Origin of the sequence: Nonomuraea sp. NPDC050547 (genome assembly GCF_044457345.1) — a bacterium.
In the GTDB taxonomy this organism is placed as follows: Bacteria; Actinomycetota; Actinomycetes; order Streptosporangiales; family Streptosporangiaceae; genus Nonomuraea.
In genome coordinates this window covers 169,152-186,432 of record NZ_JBITGW010000009.1, presented here as the reverse complement: position 1 = coordinate 186,432, position 17,281 = coordinate 169,152, and the positions used below count along the sequence as shown (strand labels likewise).

The window sequence follows — 17,281 nt, the reverse complement described above, 5'->3', positions numbered from 1 at the left end:
GTCACTCCTCCTCGATCATCGGGTTGGTGTCGCCGAGGGCCGCGCGTACCTTCCGCCTGCCCCTGTTGAGGCGGGAGCGCACGGTGCCGATCGGGATGTCGAGCGCCCGTGCGACCTCGTCGTAGGTCAGATCGCCCCACGCGATGAGCAGAAGGACGTCGCGGTCCTTGGCGGGCAGTTTGGCCAGGGCCGCGGCCAGTTCCGGCCTGGCGGCCCGCGCGGTGACCCCGGCCGCCACGCGGTCGGCCGGGGACTCCACGTCACCGTCGAGCGGCGCCCGTCGCATGGCGCGGTAGCGGGCCGCCTCACCGCGGTGATGGCGCGAGATGAGCTTGGTCAGGATTCCGAACAACCAGGGCCGGGCGTCGGAGTAGCCCGTGTCGTAGGTCCTCCTGCGGGAGAAGGCCACCAGAAACGTCTCGCCCACCAGGTCCTCGGCGGGCTCGGGGCCCAGCCGCTTCACGACGTACCGGTAGAGCATGCCGGAATAGCGGTCGAACAGTTCGGCGAACGCCTCCGGGTCGGTCCAGGACGCGCTGACGAGCTCTGCGTCAGCGGCCCTGGTGGCGGGTTGCGTGATCATCTCCGCCCTTCTGTGAGGAACCAGTCAGGGATGTCTTGCCGCAACCCGCCCATCCGGTTCACAGCTCCTTGAGGAAGCCTCCGTCGATCACGAAGTCGGCGCCGGTCGTGCTCGCGGAGCGCGGCGAGACCAGCAGCGCGACGGCGTCGGCGATCTCCTGCGGCTCCACCAGGCGTCCGGTGGCCAGCCGCATCATCTCAGGCGCGGCCCGCTCGATCACGGTCGCGGTGTCGCCGCCGGTCATCGAGGCCAGGACCTCGGCCGCGCCGCCCTCCTTGGTCCACCAGGCGGTCAGGGTCGGGCCGGGCGAGACCGTGTTGACCCGGATGCCCTGCGGGCCGTACTCCTCGGACAGGGCCTTGCCCACCGAGTTCAGCGCCGCCTTGGCGGCGTTGTAGTCGACGTTCATCGGCGCGGGCTGCCGCGCGCCACCCGAGGAGACGTTGACGATCGAGCCGCCGCCGCGCTCCAGCATCAGAGGTACGGCCGCGCGCATCGCCCGCACCGCCGAGTACAGGTTGAACTCGAACATCGCCCGCCAGTCGTCGTCCCCGGGCGTGAGGAAGCCGAAGCGCGGCAGGGTCACGCCGGGCGGCGGCCCTCCGGCGTTGTTGACCAGGATGTCGAGCCCGCCGAACCGCTCGGCGGCGGTGGCGATCACGTGCGCGGGCGCCTGCGGGTCCATGAGGTCCACGGGCACGTGCACGATCTCGGGCGGAAGCTCGGAGGTACGGGTGCGCGAGGCCGCCACGACGTGGGCGCCCTCCTCGGCAAGCGTGCGGGCGACGGCCAGGCCGATGCCCTTGGAAGCACCGGTGACAACGGCCACACGGCCGGAAAGCTGCAGGTCCACGAGGGTTCCTTTCTTGGATGACGCCTCGTGAACACCCGCCGGGCCGGATCGGTTGCAGCCTTCTCAGACGAAGGCGTGGCCTCTTCTCAGCCGCAGCTCGTTGAGCATCTGCTGGATGACCTCGCGCACGTGGTCGGTGAGGTTGAACACGAGCATCGGGTCGTCGGCCGCGCCCGGCTCGTACTCGTCGGTGCGGATGGGCTCGCCGAACTCGATCATCCACTTGGACGGCAGCGGCAGCAGCCCCAGCGGCCCCAGCCACGGGAAGAGCGGGGTGACCGGCAGGTACGGCAGGCCAAGCGCCCTGGCCAGCGTCTTCATGTCACCGAGCTTGGGATAGATCTCCTCGGCGCCCACGATCGCGGTGGGCACGATCGGCACCCCGGCCCGGATCGCGGAGGCGACGAAGCCGCCCCTGCCGAAGCGCTGAAGCTTGTACCGGTCGGCGTACGGTTTGCCGAGGCCCTTGTAGCCCTCGGGGAAGACCCCGACCAGCTCGCCCTTGCGCAGCATGCGGTCGGCGTCCTCGCGGCAGGCCAGCGTGTGGCCGGACTTGCGCGACAGGTGGCCGAGCACCGGGAGCTGGTAGACGAGGTCGGCGCCGAGCAGCCGCAGCGCCCGCCCGGCCTCGTCGTGCAGCGCGACCTGGGTCATGAGCGCGTCGACGGGCAGCGTGCCGGAGTGGTTGGCCACGACGAGGGCGCCGCCGTCCTCGGGAACGTTCTTGACGCCGACGGTCTCCACCCGGAACCAGCGGTGGTAGATCGGCCGCAGGAGTTCGAGCAGGACCTTGTCGGTCAGCTCGGGGTCGTAGCCGAACTCGTCGACCTCGTACTCGCCGTTGAGTCGCCTGCGCACGAAGGCCAGGATCTCCGCCAGCCGATCGGGCTCGCTCATGTCAGCATGGCTCCAAGCCCGCGCGAGCGGAGAAAGTCGTCGAAGGCCGCCGCGGTGGTGAACTTGGGCCTCCAGCCGAGCTCGGCGGCGAGCTTGGCGGGGTCGACGGCCCTGCCGTGGCTCATCAGCCGGAGTTGCTCGGGTGAGAACTCGACCAGCCCGGCGCGCCTGGCCATCTCGCCCATGACGCGGAAGGCGGGTGAGAACAGCGGCAACGAGAGCCGGCCGGCACGGCGTACGCACTGCGAGAGCAGCAGCACGCCCGCCCCGGCCACGTTGTACGTGCCGGGGTGGTCTTCCGTGGCCATCCGCCGCAGCACCTCGACCGCGTCGTCCTCATGGACGAACTGCAGGCGAGGGTCGAAGCCGAACACCGTCGGCAGGACCGGCTGGGCGAAATAGCGGGTGACCGGCGAGTCGACGCCGGGACCCATGAAGTTGGCGAAGCGCAGCATGGAGACGGTCACGTCGGGACGCCGGCGGGCGAACCCGCGCACGTAGCCCTCGACCTCGGCCGCGTCCTTGGCATAGCCGTGGCCGGGGCCGTCGTGCGGCTCCACGTCCTCGTCGAAGACCGCCGGATCCTTCGGCGACGAGCCGTAGACCGCGGTGGTGGAACGGACCACCACGCGGCGCACGGTCGCCGACCGCTGGCAGGCACCGAGCAGTTGCATGGTGCCGATGACGTTGTGCTCTTTCATCAGTGCCCGGCCCGTGCTCCGCGAGGGAGCGCTGACCAGGCTCATGTGCACAACGGTGTCGATGTCCGCGGCCGCGATCACCTGGGCGATGTCGGGGCTGCGCAGATCCACCCGGACGAACTCCGTCCGGCCGAGGGAACCGCCGCCGTCTCGCGTCAGCGAGGGAAGCGTCGGCGACAAGGGCGGTACGGTGTCGACTCCGATGACGCGGCTGATGTCCGGGTCGGCCGCCAGGACGCTCGCCACCCGGGCGCCGATGTGGCGCGAGACCCCGGTGACGAGCACGGTGCGGGTCATCAGCGCCTCACAACAGCGTCTACTACTTCTTGTTACGCCGCTGGATGCGCGTCTTCTTGAGCAGCTTGCGGTGCTTCTTCTTGGCCATCCGCTTGCGGCGCTTCTTGATCACAGAGCCCACGGGACCCCCAGTTAACTGATAGCAAGTCTGAATCGACGTGCGAGCGCACGCCGGCTCACAGACTACCGGCGATCGGTGGTAGATCGCCCCTCGGGGGTGGGCGCCCGGCCGCGTTCGTGCGACCGGGCCATGTCCCACGGCGTGTATTCACGGCGAGAGTACGAACGCGCCGCTACTCCAACTCTCATCCGGCCTCGATGTAGGCCTCTCGCAGATAGTCGTGTACCGCCTGCTCAGGCACCCTGAACGAGCGGCCGACGCGAATGGCCGGCAGTTCGCCCGAGTGCACCAGCCGGTACACCGTCATCTTGGACACTCGCATGACCGTGGCCACTTCTGCCACCGTCAGGAACTTCACCTCGCTGAGAGGTCTTTCGCCTGCACCCATCGGACGCCTCTTCCGCACGTGTTTCCGGGTTATCCCCACTGGTGCCATTGCTCACGCACGTGTACTGCCGTCAGCGTAAGTCGGGACTCCGAGTGCGCAAACCCCCTATTTTCTCAGCTCGCGGAGCCACCTGTCAGCCAAACCAGCAAAGTCGCTGGCCAGCAGCCGGGCAGAGCACCTCGCCAGGACGTTGGAACTGTCCAACTTCGTACACATAAGAGTCGCCCCAGGCCCATCAAAAGTTGGCAAAGGGACGACGAGCCTCTTGGAATGCAGGCGCGAAAAGACGGTATGGGGATGACCGAATTCGACTCAAAGGGCTCGTGAGACCCGTGTGACCAGATGGTCCGTCAACGGTGTGTAATAGCGCGGAAGCACGTTGTCATCGAGCGGGACGACCACATCGATCTTGCCCTCGGCCTCGCCCACGAACAGCGCGGGGTCGTTGCTGTCGGCGAAGCCCACGGTCGGGATGCCCGCCTCGCCCGCGGCGCCGGCCCATCCGTGGTCGGCGACGACCAGGTCAGGGCGCTCCTCGCCCATCTCCTCGATCATCGCGACCATCGGCGCGGGGTCGTGGCTGTGCACGAATCCGCCGCGGTCGTCGAGCATCGCGACGTCCTGCAGATAGCGGATCTTGCGCTTGCGGCCGAAACCCTGGCCCCAGTAGGTCCAGCCCTCGGCGGGCGTCAGCAGCCGCGCGCCGCGCTCGGCCGCGAACCGCGCCAGCGGCAGGTGTACGGCCAGCAGCCCCGTCGGATGCCCCGTGGCGAACAGCAGCCGGGGCGAGGGCCGCGACAGCGCGGCGGCGATCCGGTCGGCCATGGCGTCCAGGGCGTCGATCGTCCGCTCGGGATCGATGGTGTCCTGCCCGGAACGGTGCTTGACGTCGGCCACCACGCCCGCGGACTTGGCCATGAGCTCCAGGATGTCGCGGTAGGACCACGGCTGCGAGACGGTCAGGCCCAGCGTGTAGTGCGGGTCGCGGTTGGCGAGGGAGCTGTAGTGGTCGAGGTTGTTCTCGCGAGGGGTCGCGACGTCGCCGGCGATGCGCGTGCGAACCAGGTGCTCGCGGAGTTCGTCGCGGGTCTGCACAGCTCTCCTAGGGCAGCGGGTCGATGCCGTGCAGAGGGAACACCGCGTTACGCGTCGCCATGATCGCACGGTCGATGGGATCCGCAGGATCATAACCACCGGAAAGGTCACGAAATTCCGGGCTCCGGCCGTCCGTCATGGTCAGCGGAGGTGTCTCACCGGTGCGCTCGCGGACGAAACGCTGCCAGGACTCGGGTGTTCTGGTGGCCGGGTCCACCGGGCTGCCCGACGCCTCGGCCATGAGGTGCGTCCAGGCGCGGGGCACCACCTGGACCAGTTCGTAGCCGCCGCCGCCGGTCGCGATCCACTTGCCGCCCGCCGTCTCGTGCGCCAGCCGGTGCAGGGCCTCGTACGCCGCGCGCTGGCCGTCCAGGCTGAGCATCAGGTTGGCCAGCGGGTCCAGGGCGTGGCTGTCGCAGCCGTGCTGGGTCACCAGGACCTCCGGCCGGAACTCGCGCAGCAGCGGCGGCACCACCGCCTCGAAGGCGCGCAGCCAGCCCGCGTCGCCGCAGCCGGCCGGCAGCGCCACGTTCACCGCGCTGCCCTCCGCGCCGGTCTCCTCCGGCCAGCCGGTGCCGGGAAACAACGTGCGGGGGCTCTCGTGCAGGCTGATCGTCAGGACCCGCGGGTCGTCGTAGAACATCGCCTGCACGCCGTCGCCGTGATGCACGTCCACGTCGACGTAGGCGATCTTCGTGACGCCCTTGGACAGCAGCCAGGCGATGGCTACCGCCGGGTCGTTGTAGACGCAGAAGCCGCTGGCCGTGGCCGCCATGGCGTGGTGCAGGCCGCCGGCGACGTTGAGCGCGTGCTCCGCCGTACCGTCGAAGACCGCGCGGGCGGCGGCCAGGGTGGCGCCGGCGATCAGCGCGGAGGCCTCGTGCACCCCCGCGAAGGCCGGGTTGTCCGAGGTGCCCAGCCCGGCGGACACGTCGGGCATACCCGCGACCGAGACGCGCTTGACCGCCTCGATGTAGCCGCGCTTGTGCACCAGCGCCAGTTCGTCGTCGGTGGCCGGGGCGCAGCCCGCGAGCTCGACCCGCTCCAGCACGCCCAGGTCGCGGGCGAGCGCCATCGTCAGCTCGACCCTGACGGGAGCCAGCGGATGATCAGGGCCGAAGTCGTAGGAGGTCAGGGCATCGTCCCAGATCACCCTCGCCGCACCAGACATGAGTCTCCCTCCTAGCCTTGCGCCGACGTTACCGCAGGCGCACGCCACCGCCCATCGTCATGATCCGGAAATCGCGAGGTATCCTCCGCGGCATGCGCTTCCCCCGGCTGCACCGCTTCGTGCGCAACCCGTGGGTCCAGGACGCCGCACTGGCCGCCCCGCTCGTGATCGGCAGCCTGTTCGCGGTGGCGGTGTCGCACTCGATCCCGCAGGTCGACCGGGTCGCGCCGATGCTGCTGCTGGTCAGCTCCCTGCCGCTGATCTGGCGGCGGCGCTACCCCCTCACCGTGGCCGCGATCGTGCTCGGGCTGGACGCGGCCGTCCCGGTCCTCATCGAATCCGGCGCCTTCCTCGGGATCACGTCGCTGATCGCGCTCTACACCGTGGGGCGCCATCGCGCCGGCCGGACCGTCCTGCTCACCGGGCTGGCCGCGAGCGCGGCCTACACGATCACCGCCATGATCACCGAGTACGACCCCGCCTTTGTCGGCTCCGCCGTCGCGCCGGTCATCAGCGGCTTCGCCGGCCCGTTCCTGGGGCTGGGCCTGGGCCAGTTCGTACGGCTGCGCCGCGAGCTGAAGGAGCGCAGGCAGCGAGAGATGCGCGACGAGGCGATCCACGGCGAACGGCGCCGTATCGCCCGCGAGCTCCACGACGTCGTCGCCCACCACCTGAGCGTGATCAACGCGCTCGTCGGCGGCGCCCGCACGGTGCTGCCGCCCGAGCCGACCCCGGCCCGCGAGGCGCTGGAGGCCGCCGAGCACAGCGCCCGCCAGGCGCTGTCGGAGATGCGCCAGCTGCTGCAGGTCCTGCGGGCCGACACCACCGACGGCCCGGACGCCGCCACCGGCGTGGGCGCCTCCCGCCTGCCGGAGCTGGTCGAACAGTCGGGCAACGCCTCGCTGCGCGTGGACGGCGAGCCGGTGCCGCTGCCCACCGCCGTCGACCACGCGGTCTACCGGGTCGTCCAGGAGGCGCTCACCAACTCCCGCAAGCACGCCCCCGGCTCGCGGGCCGGCGTGCGGCTCGCCTACCTCAGCCAGGGCGTCGAGGTGGAGGTGCTCGACGACGGCTCGCCGGTCAGGACCGCGGGCGGCGGGTCCGGGTACGGATTGGGCGGCATGGCCGAACGTGTGGCACTGTGTGGCGGTCGTCTGGAGACGGGGCCCCGCGCGCGAGGCGGGTTCCGGGTGTACGCGCTGCTGCCGCTGGAGAACGCATGATCAGGGTGTTGCTGGTCGACGACCAGGCGCTCGTGCGCACGGGCTTCAAGCTCATGCTGAACGCCCAGCCCGACATCGAGGTCGTCGCCGAGGCGGGCGACGGCCAGGAGGCGCTCACGCGTACCCGCGAGCTCAAGCCCGACGTCGTGCTTATGGACCTGCACATGCCCGTCATGGACGGCGTGACCGCCACCGGGCTGATCTCCGCCGAGCTCCCGGAGACGAGGGTCCTCGCGCTCAGCACCTTCGACCTCGACGAGAACGTCGTGGCCGCCCTCCGCGCCGGCGCCGGCGGCTTCCTGCCCAAGGACATCTCGCCCGAGGAGCTCGTCGAGGGGGTACGCGTCGTCCACCGCGGCGAGTCCGCCGTCGCGCCCCGGCTGCTCACCCGGCTGATCGGCACGTTCGTCCGCGCCGCCCGCCCCCGCCGGACGCCCGCCGCGCTGCCCGAGCTGACCGACCGCGAACGCGAGGTGCTCGTGCTCATCGCCAAGGGCAGCTCCAACTCCGAGATCGCCGACCGGCTCGGCGTCTCGCCGTCCACGATCAAGAACCACGTGACGAGCCTGTTCGGCAAGACGGGGGTACGCGACCGGGCACAGGCCGTCATCCTCGCCTATGAGGCGGGCCTGGTCAGCCCCGGGGAGTAGGAGCAGGCTCCTACCTCCCGCCGAGACGAACGGTCCTCCGGCAGGAAGCCCCCAGCCGATCTCCCCGGCACCCTTGAAACCATGACCTCCATCAAGGCCACGGGCCTGACCAAACGCTATGGGCAGACCACCGCGGTCTCCGGCCTGTCGTTCACCGTGGAGCCCGGCCAGGTGACCGGCTTCCTCGGCCCCAACGGGGCGGGCAAGTCGACGACGATGCGCATGATCCTCGGGCTCGACCGTCCCAGTGGGGGCTCCGTGGTGGTGGACGGCCTGCCGTACCAGAAGCTCAAGCACCCGCTCCGCAAGATCGGCGCGCTCCTCGACGCCAAGGCCGTGCACGGCGGGCGCAGCGCGCGCAACCACCTGCTGGCCATCGCCCAGAGCAACGGCCTGCCCGCCTCGCGGGTCGAGCAGGTCCTGGAGAGCGTCGGTCTCAGCCAGGTGGCCAAGCGGCGGATCGGCGGGTTCTCGCTGGGCATGTCCCAGCGGCTCGGCATCGCCGCCGCGCTGCTCGGCGACCCGGAGATCCTGCTGTTCGACGAACCGGTCAACGGGCTCGACCCGGACGGCATCCTGTGGATCCGTACCTTCATGCGCAAGCTGGCCGCGGAAGGCCGCACGGTCTTCGTCTCCAGCCACCTGATGAGCGAGATGGCCCAGACGGCCGACCACCTCATCGTGATCGGCAAGGGCGAGCTGATCGCCGACACCAGCGTGACCGACTTCATCGGCCGCAGCTCCCAGGGCTTCGTCAAGGTACGCTCGCCGCGCCTGGCCGAGGTCGCCCAGCTGCTCAACACGGGCGAACTCCACCACGACCACCTGCGGGTGACCGGGATGCAGCCCCTGGAGATCGGCACGCTCACCGCACGCGCCGGGCTGCCGCTGGAGGAGCTCACCTTCGTCCAGCCCACGCTGGAGGCGGCCTACATGGAGCTGACCAAGGACAGCCTGGAGTACACCTCATGATCGACGTGATGCGCTCCGAATGGACCAAGCTGCGCTCGCTGCGCTCCACGGTGTGGACGCTCATCGCGGGCTTCGTGATGACGGTCGGCCTCGGCGGCCTCATCTCCTGGGCCACCGTCTCCAACGCCCCCGCCGACGCCACCGGCACCCCGGCGCAGGCGGTGATGGGCGCGCTGGCCGCCCTGCCGTTCGGCGCGATCGCCATGGCGACGCTGGGCGTACTGGTCATCTCGGGCGAATACCGCACCGGGATGATCAGGACGTCGCTGCAGGCCGTACCTCAACGCCTGACCTTCCTGTACGGCAAGGCCGTCGTCTTCACCATCGCCGCGCTGATCGTGGGGTTGGTGACCGCCTACGCCGCCTTCTTCGTCGGCCAGGGCATCCTGTCCATCAAGGACCTCGACACCTCGATCACCGCCCCGGAGGTGCTGCGCGCGGTCACCGGCGCCGGGCTCTACCTGGCGGCCAGCGGCCTGTTCGGCCTGGCCCTGGGCTCCCTGATCCGCCACACCCCCGGCGCCATCGTCGCGGTCATCACCCTGACCCTGGTCCTGCCCCAGCTGACGACCGTGCTGCCGGGGAAGTTCGGGGAGATCGTCACCAAGCACTTCACCTCCAACGCCGGCCTCCAGCTCACCATGGTCGAACCCCGGGCCGCCGGCCTGCCCCCGTGGACCGGCTTCGCGGTGTACCTGATCTGGATCGCCGTCATCCTGATCGCCGGCACCGCCCTCCTCCACCGCCGCGACGCCTAACCCTTTCGCCGCGGCCCGAACCGGCGGCCGGCCCACAGCCCGAACCGGCGATAGACCCGCATGGGCAAGCCGGTGGGACACCCGAGGGGGTGACCGGGCGCGAACTTCTGCGGGGGCAGGGCGACCCGGACGAGCAAGCGGGGCTACCCGCGCGGAGCCCGCGCACGCGGAGCGAGCGGGCGGCCCACGGCGGGAGAGCAGTGCGGCAACACCCACGAGCGGGCGGCCCTACCCGCGCGGCGAGGCCAGCGCGGGTAGGGCGAGCGGAGGGGCCTGCGGTGTGAGGGCACCTGCGGGTGCGAGGGCGGGTCTCAGCGTGGGGCGGGCCCCCGGGAGGTGGTGTGGGGCAGGCCCCGGGGGGTGTGGGTCGGGCCCCGGGGGATGGTGTGGGGCAGGCCCTCGGGGGTGGTGGGGCGGGCTCCCCGGGGGTGGGTGGTTACTCGGCGCGGAGGGCTACGACGGGGTCGAGTTTGCCGGCTCGCCGGGCCGGGGCCACTCCGAAGAAGACGCCCACCGCGGCCGAGACGCCGAAGGCCAATGCCACCGACCACCAGGTTATGGAGGCCGGGACAGGGGTGAAGGTGGCGATGGCCAGGGCGCCGCCCACACCCAGGGCGATGCCGATCAGGCCGCCGATCGTGGTCAGGAGGACGGCTTCGATCAGGAACTGGCGCAGGATGTCACCCTGGCGGGCGCCCAGCGCTTTGCGGAGGCCGATCTCCCGGGTGCGTTCCCTGACGCTGACCAGCATGATGTTGGACACGCCCACCCCGCCGACCAGGAGTGAGATGCCGGCGATGGCCGCCAGTACGCCGGTGAGCATGCTGATCACGGTGCCGATGGTGCCCAGGAGCTGGGTCTGCGTCACCGCCGAGAAGTGTTCTCCGGGGTAGCGGTCCACCAGCGCGTCCACGACCTTCTGCTGGAGCGGCTCGATTTCGTCCGGGCCGCCGGCGCCGACCGCCATGCCGTTGATGCGGGGGATGCCGAGCAGGCGCTGCGCCGTGGTGACCGGCATGTGGATTTCCTGGTCTCTGGCCACTCCGAAGGCGGAACCCAGCTGGGCGTACACGCCCACCACCCGGAAGCGGGCGCCGGAGATCGAGACCTGGCGGCCGATCGGGTCGATGTCGCCGAAGAGCTTGTTCGCCACCTCTGAGCCCAGGACCGTGACGCGGCGGCGGGTGTCGACGTCGGTTTCGCTGAGGTAGCGGCCTTTGTCCAGGGGGCGGGCGAAGATCTTGGGCAGGTTCTCGTCGGTGCCGACGATGGTGGAGAACACCTCGGCCCTGCCCACGCGTACCGTCTCGCCGGACTGCAGGGACACGGTCACCTTGCCCGGATCCCCCACCACGCGGCGCACGTACGCCACGTCGGTCAGGTCCAACCGGCTCTGGGTGGGGGCGGCGCCGACGTTCAGGCGGCCGGGGACGATCAGGATGATGTTGCTGCCCAGGCCGGAGATCTCCCGCTCGACGGTGTCCTTCGCGCCGGTGCCCACCGAGACGAGGATCACGACCGACAGCACACCGATGATCACGCCGAGCATGGTCAGCAGGCTGCGCATCCGGTTGACCCGCAGCGCCTCCAGCGCCATCCCGAACGCCTCACGCCCCCTCACCGGCCCTCCTCCCGCGAACGGTCCCCGGAACCGAACCCGTGGGCCCGCGTCCCGGACGACGCGCCACCCCCGGAGCGGTCGCCCTCGGACTGCTCACCCTCGGGGTGACCGCTCTCAGGATCGCCGCCCCTGAAGGGGTGGTCGCCCCCGGTGGGGTGGCCGCGCTCGGAGGGGTGGTCCGGCCCGGAGAGGTGGCCGCCCCCGGAGGGGTGAGCGTGCTCGGAGGGGTGGTCAACCCCGGGGTGGGTGGTCTCGGGGAGGTGGTCGGTGTCGAGTTCTATGAGGCCGTCCCGGACGTGGATCTGGCGGCGGGCGTGGGCGGCGATCTCGGGTTCGTGGGTGACCAGGACGATGGCGACTCCGCTGTCGGCGTTCAGGCGGTCGAGCATGGCCATGACCTCGGCCCCGTTGCGGGTGTCGAGGTTGCCGGTGGGCTCGTCGGCCAGCAGTACCTTGGGCTCGCCGACCAGGGCTCTGGCGATCGCGACCCGCTGCTGTTCGCCGCCGGACATCTGGGACGGGCGGTGGTCGAGGCGGTGCGCCAGGCCGACGGCCTCCAGCGCGGCCCGCGCGCGGTCGCGCCGCTCCGCCTTGCCCAGGCCCCGGTACACCAGCGGCAGCGCCACGTTCTCCAACGCCGACGTCCTGGCCAGCAGGTGGAACGACTGGAAGACGAAGCCGATGGTCCGGTTGCGCAGCTCGGCCAGTTCGGTGTCGGACAGGCCGGACATCTCCACGCCGTTCACGCGCAGTTGCCCGGACGACGGACGGTCGAGGCAGCCGAGCAGGTGCATGAGCGTCGACTTGCCGGAGCCCGACGGGCCGATGATGGCGGCGAACTCCCCCTGGTCGATCCGGAGCGTGACGCCCCGCAGCGCCTCGACGGACACGCCTTCGAGCTGGTAGCGCCGCGTGAGGTCGACGGCCTCCAGCGCCGGGTCGGTGGGGGTCATGGCAGTTGCTGGCCCTGCCGTACGGAATCAGCGCCCTTCACCACCACGCGCTCCCCCACCGACAGCCCGCTCAGTACCTCGACCACCGCCTCCCCCTGCGCGCCGAGCTTGACCACGCGCCGCTGCGCCACGCCGCCGGCGGCGGCCCACACGACGCTCTCCCGCCCGCTGCTGACGATCGCCGCGGCGGGCACCGAGACGGCCTCGGGCGACTCGCGGACGATCAGGCGGGCCACGGCGCTCATGCCCGGTTTGGGGGCGGGCGCCTTGGTGCCGTCGTCGAAGGTTCCGGCGCCCAGGCTGAGGCGTACGGGGTAGCTGACGCCGCCGGTGCTGGACTGCATGGGGGTGACGCCGATCCCGGCGACTCCGGCGGTGTAGGTGGCGCCGGGGACGGCGTCGAGTTCGACCTCGGCCTTGGCGTCCTCCTTCACGAGGAGGATGTCGGTCTCGTCGATGTCGGCGGAGATCGTGAGCTTGGAGATGTCCGTGACGGTGATGATCGAGTCGCCGGCCGAGACGGGTACCCCGGTGGCGACGGCGGTACCGGCGCCGTTGGAGGGCAGGTTCGGGAGTGGTTGCCCGCCGCCGGGCAGCTGGCTGAGCAGGCCGCTCAGGCCCGGGGTTCCGGCGCCGCTCTGGCCCGAGGCGCGGCCGAGCGTGACGACGCCCGCGAACGGGGCCTTGATCGTGAGCGCCTTGACGGTCCCCTCGGCGGCCTTCACCGCGACCTTGGCCTGGGTCAGCGAGGCCGCCTGCAGCGAGGACATCGAAGCGCTGAGCCCGCCGGCGGTCTGCGCGAGCACTTGGGAGATGGTCCGTCCGAGTTGCGCGGTGATGCCGGCCAGCGCCTTCGACTGGGCCTGGTACTGGGTGCGCGCCAGGCTCACCGCCGCCAGCACCTGCGTGCGCGCCCGCGGGTCGTCGATCTTCCTGGCCTCGCGGGCGGCCTTGGTGAAGTGCGCGCCGACCTTGCGGTCGAGGGCGGAGGTGTCGAAGGCGGCGAGCTGGATCCGCGGCGTCCCGATCGACGGCGTACGGGCCGGTTTGGCGGCCTTCCTGGCCTGCTTGAGCTGGTCCTCGGCCTGCGGGGAGCGGATCTTGGCCAGGATCTGGCCCTTCTTCACGTGGTCGCCGTCGCTGACGTACAGCTTGGCGACGGTGCCCTGCGCGGGTGAGCGCAGGGTGGCGGTGGCGCGCGCGCCGATCGTGGCCGGGGCCTCGACGACCTCGGTGACGGGCGCGCGCTTGACTTCCGCGAGCTGTACGGCGGGCGGCGCGTCAGCCGAACAGCCGGTCAGGGCGAGAAGGACGAGCAGCGGGGGAATTCCGCGACGGATCGTCACCCGGCCCATCGTAAAGAGAGGGTCACGCGCCCCTCACACGGCGTCGGCCTCGACCGGCCGGGGGGCCGCCAGCCGTACCCCCCGGACAGCCGGTACGGCCAGCAGCGCCAGACACCCCGACACCGCGATCACGGCCGAGAACCCGAGCACGCTCTCCGCCCCCACGAAGCCCGCGACCGGCCCGGCGATGGCGTTGCCGATGGGCATGGCCATGACCGAGCCGCCGATCTCGTAGGCGCTGACCCGGTTGAGCGCCTCGCCGGGGATGTTGGTCTGAATGCTGGTCGCCCACATGACCGACCACAGGCCCCATGCGGCGCCGCCGAGCAGGTGCCCGGCCATCATCACGGGAAGCGGGGCGCCGAGGGCGATGGTGAGCGGTTCGAGGGCGAACAGGAGCATGCCGGTCGCGCCCGCGGCCAGCGGGCGGGCGGGGCGCACCCGCATGGCGACCAGGCCGCCGACGATGGTGCCCGCGCCGCCGGCGGACAGGACCAGGCCGTAGGCGGCCTCGCCGTACGCGCCGGTGATGAGTTCGGAGCCGAGCGGGATGAGCGGGCCGAACAGGGTGATGCCGAAGATCATCCACATCAGGATGACGCTCCACATCCAGGTGCGAGAGCGGAACTCCTGCCAGCCCTCCCTGAGCTGGTGGAGCATCGGCCGGGCGGCTTCGGCGCGGGTCACCCGGACGCGCATCAGAAGCAGGCAGACGGCGCTGGCGGCGAACCCGGCGGCGTCCAGCGCGAACACGGTGCCGACGCCGGCCAGCCCGACCAGCGCGCCGGCCAGGCCGGGCCCGGCCAGCATCATGATCGACTCGGAGACGCGGAGTGAGGCGTTGGCCTTCTGGATGTCGGCGGTGATCCTGGGGATGGTTCCGGCGACGCCGGGGCTGTACATGGCGGTGGCGACGCCGTTGACGGCGGACAGGACGAGGATCTGCCACAGCGCGGGTTTGCCGGTCATGAACAGGACCGCGGTGGTCGCCTGGGTGGCGATCCTGGCGACGTCGGCGCCGATCATCATCCGGCGAGGTGTGAAACGGTCCATCAGGACGCCGCCGAACAGGATCAGCGCGACCATCGGCGCCGACGTGGCGGCCAGCGCCAGCCCCACGCCGGTGGCCCCGTGGCCGGCCTGCCGCATGCCCAGGGCGGTGGCCACGGGCATCATGGCGAATCCGGCCATGGAGACCGTCCTGGCCACGAAGAAGAGACGGAAGTCCCGGGTCCACATGGGCGCCCATCCTGCCCCACACAGGAAAGTTTCCTGTTGGTGGGGGTGCGCCCTCAGCCGGAGGCGAGTTCGCGCCCCCGGTCGCGGGCGGCCTCGATGGCGGCCAGGAAGGCGGCGCGCACGCTGTGGCGCTCCAGTTCGGCGATCGCCGCGATGGTGGTGCCGCCGGGGCTGGTGACCGCCTCGCGCAGGATGACCGGGTGCTCACCGGAGTCGCGCAGCATGATGGCGGCGCCGACGATCGACTGGGTGACCATGTCGAGGGCGGCGGCCCTGGGCATGCCGAGCAGGATGCCGGCGTCCACCATGGCTTCGACCAGGTAGAAGAAGTACGCGGGCCCGCTGCCGGAAAGGGCGGTGGCGGCGTCCTGCTGCGACTCGGGGATGCGCAGGACCTTGCCGACGGGCTTGAGCAGGTCCTCGGTGCGGCGCAGATGCTCCTCGCCCGCGTGGGCGCCGGCCGAGATGACGCTCATCGCCTCGTCGAAGCGGATCGGCGTGTTGGACATGACCCGCACCACCGGCACGTCCACGCCCAGCCGCTCCTCGACGAAGGAGGTCGTGATGCCGGCGGCGGCCGAGATGACCAGGCGGTCGGCGGCCACGTAGGGGGCGATCTCGGCGAGGAGGGCCGCCATGTCCTGCGGCTTGACGGCCAGGATGATGGTGCCGGCCATCTTGGCGGCCTCGGGGTTGGCGACCGTCTGTACGCCGTAGGTCTCGCGCAACGCCTGGGAACGCTCCGACCGGCGCGCGGTGGCCACGATGTCGCCCGGCTTGAACCCGGCACGCAGCAACCCCGACAACAGGGCCTCGCCCATCTTGCCCGTGCCCAGAATCGCGATCATGTCAGGTTCCTCGCAGGTGTAGACGCTGGCCCGCAGCCTACCGGGCGGGCCGCGGCTACTTTCTGGAGAGCAGGGAACGGGCGAAGAAGGCGAGGTTCGCGGGCCGTTCCGCCAGGCGGCGCATCAGGTAGGGGTACCAGTCGGCGCCGTAGGGCACGTACACGCGGACCTGGGCGCCGACTCCGGCCAGCCGCTCCTGCTCGGCGGGACGCACGCCGTACAGCATCTGGAACTCGAAGGCGGTCGCGTCGCGGCCGTTGAGCACGGCGAGCGCGGAGGCGATCTCGATGAGGCGCGGGTCGTGCGTGGCGACCATCGGATAGCCGCTCCCGGCCATGAGGATCTTGAGGCAGCGCACGAACGAGCGGTCGATCTCGCGCGCGGAGGTGTAGGCGCCCGGCGCGGTGTAGGCGCCCTTGCACAGGCGTACGCGCGCGCCGTCGAGGCGGGCGCAGCGCTCGGCGGCGTCGAGCAGGTACGCCTGCACGACGATGCCGACGCCGGGATGTTCCTTGCGCAGCGTGGCGTGGACCGACTCCAGCCCGGCGATGGTGTCGTGCTCCTCGGCGTCGAGCGTGAGCGTGATCCCCCTGCCCGCCACGGCGTCGCAGATCGTCGCGGCGTTGTCGAGCGCGAGTTGCTCGGACAGGCGCAGGCCGAGCGCGGTGAGCTTGACGGAGACGTCGGCGCCGGGCGGCAGCCGGTCGAGCACGGCGAGGTAGGCGCGTACGGCGCCGTCGGCCTGCGCCCGGTCGCGCACCTCCTCCCCGAGGTGGTCGACGGTGACCAGCAGCCGCCGGTCGGTCAGCTCGGTGACGACGGCGCCGATGTCGTCGGCGACGTAGCGCCTGACCAGATCCCTGGTCAGCGGCGAGGAGGAGACGACGCGCTCGGCGCGTTCGCTCTTGGAGACGGCGATGAGGGCCTGACGAAGCACGTCCCTCACCCTAACTTCCGGGCCGCGGATGAACCCGCACGACGCGGGATCCGTCGAAAGGTTATGCGGACAATCCTCCTGGCTGGATGCCTGGTTCTGGTAACGAGTTGCGGAACGGCTGCGCCGCCCCAGACGGCGGCCCCCAGCGGTACGAAAGCCGCCCCGGTGAGTTCGGCGCCCGTGGAGCGGGCCCCGGCCAAGGGCCCGGAGCCGGTCAAGCCGGTCGCCGACACGATCAACACGAGGAAGGTTCCCTTCGCCAAGGCCAAGTCCTTCGACAGGGGCCGCAAGGTCAGGCTCACCTGGGAGTCGGGCGTGGCTCCGTGCACGGTGCTCGCCCGGGTGAAGGTGAAGGAGACCCGGGGCAAGGTCACCATCACGCTCTACGAGGGCACGCCGAGGAAGGCCAAGGACGTCGCCTGCATCATGATCGCCATCCAGAAGACGACGACCGTCAAGCTCAAGGCGCCCCTGGGCAAGAGGAAGATCGTCGACGGCGCCAAACTCCGATAGTTCGGGATATGTCCAGATGAGGACATCCCCAGTGACTTCCCTGCGATTTCTTGCGTAGATCAAGACAAACGGTCACTGGGGGGTTCTCTTGACACGGCTCTTACGCGCGCTCACC

At 70.9% G+C, this 17,281-nt stretch carries 19 protein-coding genes; 5 read left to right on the top strand and 14 right to left on the bottom strand.

Going from position 1 to position 17,281, the window contains the following annotated elements; all coding sequences use genetic code 11:
• Position 1 precedes the first annotated feature (1 nt).
• From ACIBHY_RS23475 to ACIBHY_RS23440, 8 genes are all read right to left on the bottom strand, one after another.
• Complete coding sequence (locus ACIBHY_RS23475; protein WP_397247602.1) at positions 2 to 583, bottom strand: RNA polymerase sigma factor; 582 nt, start codon at positions 581 to 583, stop codon at positions 2 to 4.
• A gap of 58 nt (positions 584 to 641) precedes the next feature.
• The gene (locus tag ACIBHY_RS23470) at positions 642 to 1,436 is read right to left on the bottom strand and encodes an SDR family NAD(P)-dependent oxidoreductase (protein WP_397247600.1); all 795 of its coding nucleotides are present in this window, start codon (positions 1,434 to 1,436) and stop codon (positions 642 to 644) included.
• A 63-nt stretch (positions 1,437 to 1,499) separates the two neighbouring features.
• Positions 1,500 to 2,333: a lysophospholipid acyltransferase family protein gene (locus ACIBHY_RS23465; protein ID WP_397247598.1), complete on the bottom strand. Its 834-nt coding sequence runs from the start codon at positions 2,331 to 2,333 to the stop codon at positions 1,500 to 1,502.
• Positions 2,330 to 3,331: an NAD-dependent epimerase/dehydratase family protein gene (locus ACIBHY_RS23460; protein ID WP_397307701.1), complete on the bottom strand. Its 1,002-nt coding sequence runs from the start codon at positions 3,329 to 3,331 to the stop codon at positions 2,330 to 2,332. The genes ACIBHY_RS23465 and ACIBHY_RS23460 overlap by 4 nt, the downstream gene beginning before the upstream one ends.
• 22 nt (positions 3,332 to 3,353) lie before the next feature.
• Positions 3,354 to 3,452: a 30S ribosomal protein bS22 gene (locus ACIBHY_RS23455; protein WP_018654693.1), complete on the bottom strand. Its 99-nt coding sequence runs from the start codon at positions 3,450 to 3,452 to the stop codon at positions 3,354 to 3,356.
• Between the two features lie 184 nt (positions 3,453 to 3,636).
• The gene (locus ACIBHY_RS23450) at positions 3,637 to 3,840 is read right to left on the bottom strand and encodes a helix-turn-helix domain-containing protein (RefSeq protein ID WP_026214222.1); all 204 of its coding nucleotides are present in this window, start codon (positions 3,838 to 3,840) and stop codon (positions 3,637 to 3,639) included.
• 312 nt (positions 3,841 to 4,152) lie between these two features.
• Positions 4,153 to 4,935 carry a phosphatase gene (locus ACIBHY_RS23445; protein WP_397307700.1) on the bottom strand — a complete coding sequence of 261 codons (783 nt, stop codon included), beginning with the start codon at positions 4,933 to 4,935 and terminating at the stop codon, positions 4,153 to 4,155.
• Positions 4,936 to 4,942: 7 nt separating this feature from the next.
• Positions 4,943 to 6,106 carry an acetoin utilization protein AcuC gene (locus ACIBHY_RS23440; RefSeq protein ID WP_397247592.1) on the bottom strand — a complete coding sequence of 388 codons (1,164 nt, stop codon included), beginning with the start codon at positions 6,104 to 6,106 and terminating at the stop codon, positions 4,943 to 4,945.
• 92 nt (positions 6,107 to 6,198) lie between these two features.
• On the opposite strand from ACIBHY_RS23440, the gene ACIBHY_RS23435 reads away from it, so the two are divergent.
• The 4 genes from ACIBHY_RS23435 to ACIBHY_RS23420 all read left to right on the top strand — a co-directional run bounded on the left by ACIBHY_RS23435 (position 6,199) and on the right by ACIBHY_RS23420 (position 9,709).
• Positions 6,199 to 7,329, top strand: a complete 1,131-nt coding sequence (locus tag ACIBHY_RS23435) for a sensor histidine kinase (protein WP_397247590.1) — start codon at positions 6,199 to 6,201, stop codon at positions 7,327 to 7,329.
• Positions 7,326 to 7,979, top strand: a complete 654-nt coding sequence (locus ACIBHY_RS23430; RefSeq protein WP_397247588.1) for a response regulator — start codon at positions 7,326 to 7,328, stop codon at positions 7,977 to 7,979. The genes ACIBHY_RS23435 and ACIBHY_RS23430 overlap by 4 nt, the downstream gene beginning before the upstream one ends.
• An 81-nt stretch (positions 7,980 to 8,060) precedes the next feature.
• Positions 8,061 to 8,951, top strand: coding sequence for an ABC transporter ATP-binding protein (locus ACIBHY_RS23425; protein WP_397247586.1), 891 nt, complete (start codon positions 8,061 to 8,063; stop codon positions 8,949 to 8,951).
• Positions 8,948 to 9,709, top strand: a complete 762-nt coding sequence (locus tag ACIBHY_RS23420) for an ABC transporter permease (RefSeq protein ID WP_397307699.1) — start codon at positions 8,948 to 8,950, stop codon at positions 9,707 to 9,709. Before ACIBHY_RS23425 ends, ACIBHY_RS23420 begins: the two co-directional genes overlap by 4 nt.
• Positions 9,710 to 10,145: 436 nt before the next feature.
• On the opposite strand, the gene ACIBHY_RS23415 is transcribed toward ACIBHY_RS23420, so the two are convergent.
• From ACIBHY_RS23415 to ACIBHY_RS23390, 6 genes are read right to left on the bottom strand one after another with little or no spacing between them, the layout of a single operon-like run.
• Positions 10,146 to 11,330, bottom strand: a complete 1,185-nt coding sequence (locus ACIBHY_RS23415) for an ABC transporter permease (protein ID WP_379611388.1) — start codon at positions 11,328 to 11,330, stop codon at positions 10,146 to 10,148.
• Positions 11,327 to 12,283 (bottom strand): ABC transporter ATP-binding protein, encoded by a 957-nt coding sequence (locus ACIBHY_RS23410; RefSeq protein WP_397307698.1) that lies wholly within the window; start codon positions 12,281 to 12,283, stop codon positions 11,327 to 11,329. The genes ACIBHY_RS23415 and ACIBHY_RS23410 overlap by 4 nt, the downstream gene beginning before the upstream one ends.
• The gene (locus ACIBHY_RS23405; protein WP_397307697.1) at positions 12,280 to 13,629 is read right to left on the bottom strand and encodes an efflux RND transporter periplasmic adaptor subunit; all 1,350 of its coding nucleotides are present in this window, start codon (positions 13,627 to 13,629) and stop codon (positions 12,280 to 12,282) included. Before ACIBHY_RS23405 ends, ACIBHY_RS23410 begins: the two co-directional genes overlap by 4 nt.
• Before the next feature lie 33 nt (positions 13,630 to 13,662).
• Positions 13,663 to 14,868 carry an MFS transporter gene (locus ACIBHY_RS23400; protein ID WP_397247578.1) on the bottom strand — a complete coding sequence of 402 codons (1,206 nt, stop codon included), beginning with the start codon at positions 14,866 to 14,868 and terminating at the stop codon, positions 13,663 to 13,665.
• A gap of 53 nt (positions 14,869 to 14,921) precedes the next feature.
• Complete coding sequence (gene proC, locus ACIBHY_RS23395; RefSeq protein WP_397247576.1) at positions 14,922 to 15,716, bottom strand: pyrroline-5-carboxylate reductase; 795 nt, start codon at positions 15,714 to 15,716, stop codon at positions 14,922 to 14,924.
• A gap of 55 nt (positions 15,717 to 15,771) precedes the next feature.
• The gene (locus ACIBHY_RS23390; RefSeq protein ID WP_397247574.1) at positions 15,772 to 16,653 is read right to left on the bottom strand and encodes a proline dehydrogenase family protein; all 882 of its coding nucleotides are present in this window, start codon (positions 16,651 to 16,653) and stop codon (positions 15,772 to 15,774) included.
• Positions 16,654 to 16,818: 165 nt separating this feature from the next.
• Between ACIBHY_RS23390 and ACIBHY_RS23385 the strand changes: the two genes are divergently transcribed.
• Entirely contained in the window at positions 16,819 to 17,166 is a 348-nt protein-coding gene (locus ACIBHY_RS23385; protein ID WP_397247572.1) for a hypothetical protein, read from the top strand.
• Positions 17,167 to 17,281 lie beyond the last annotated feature (115 nt).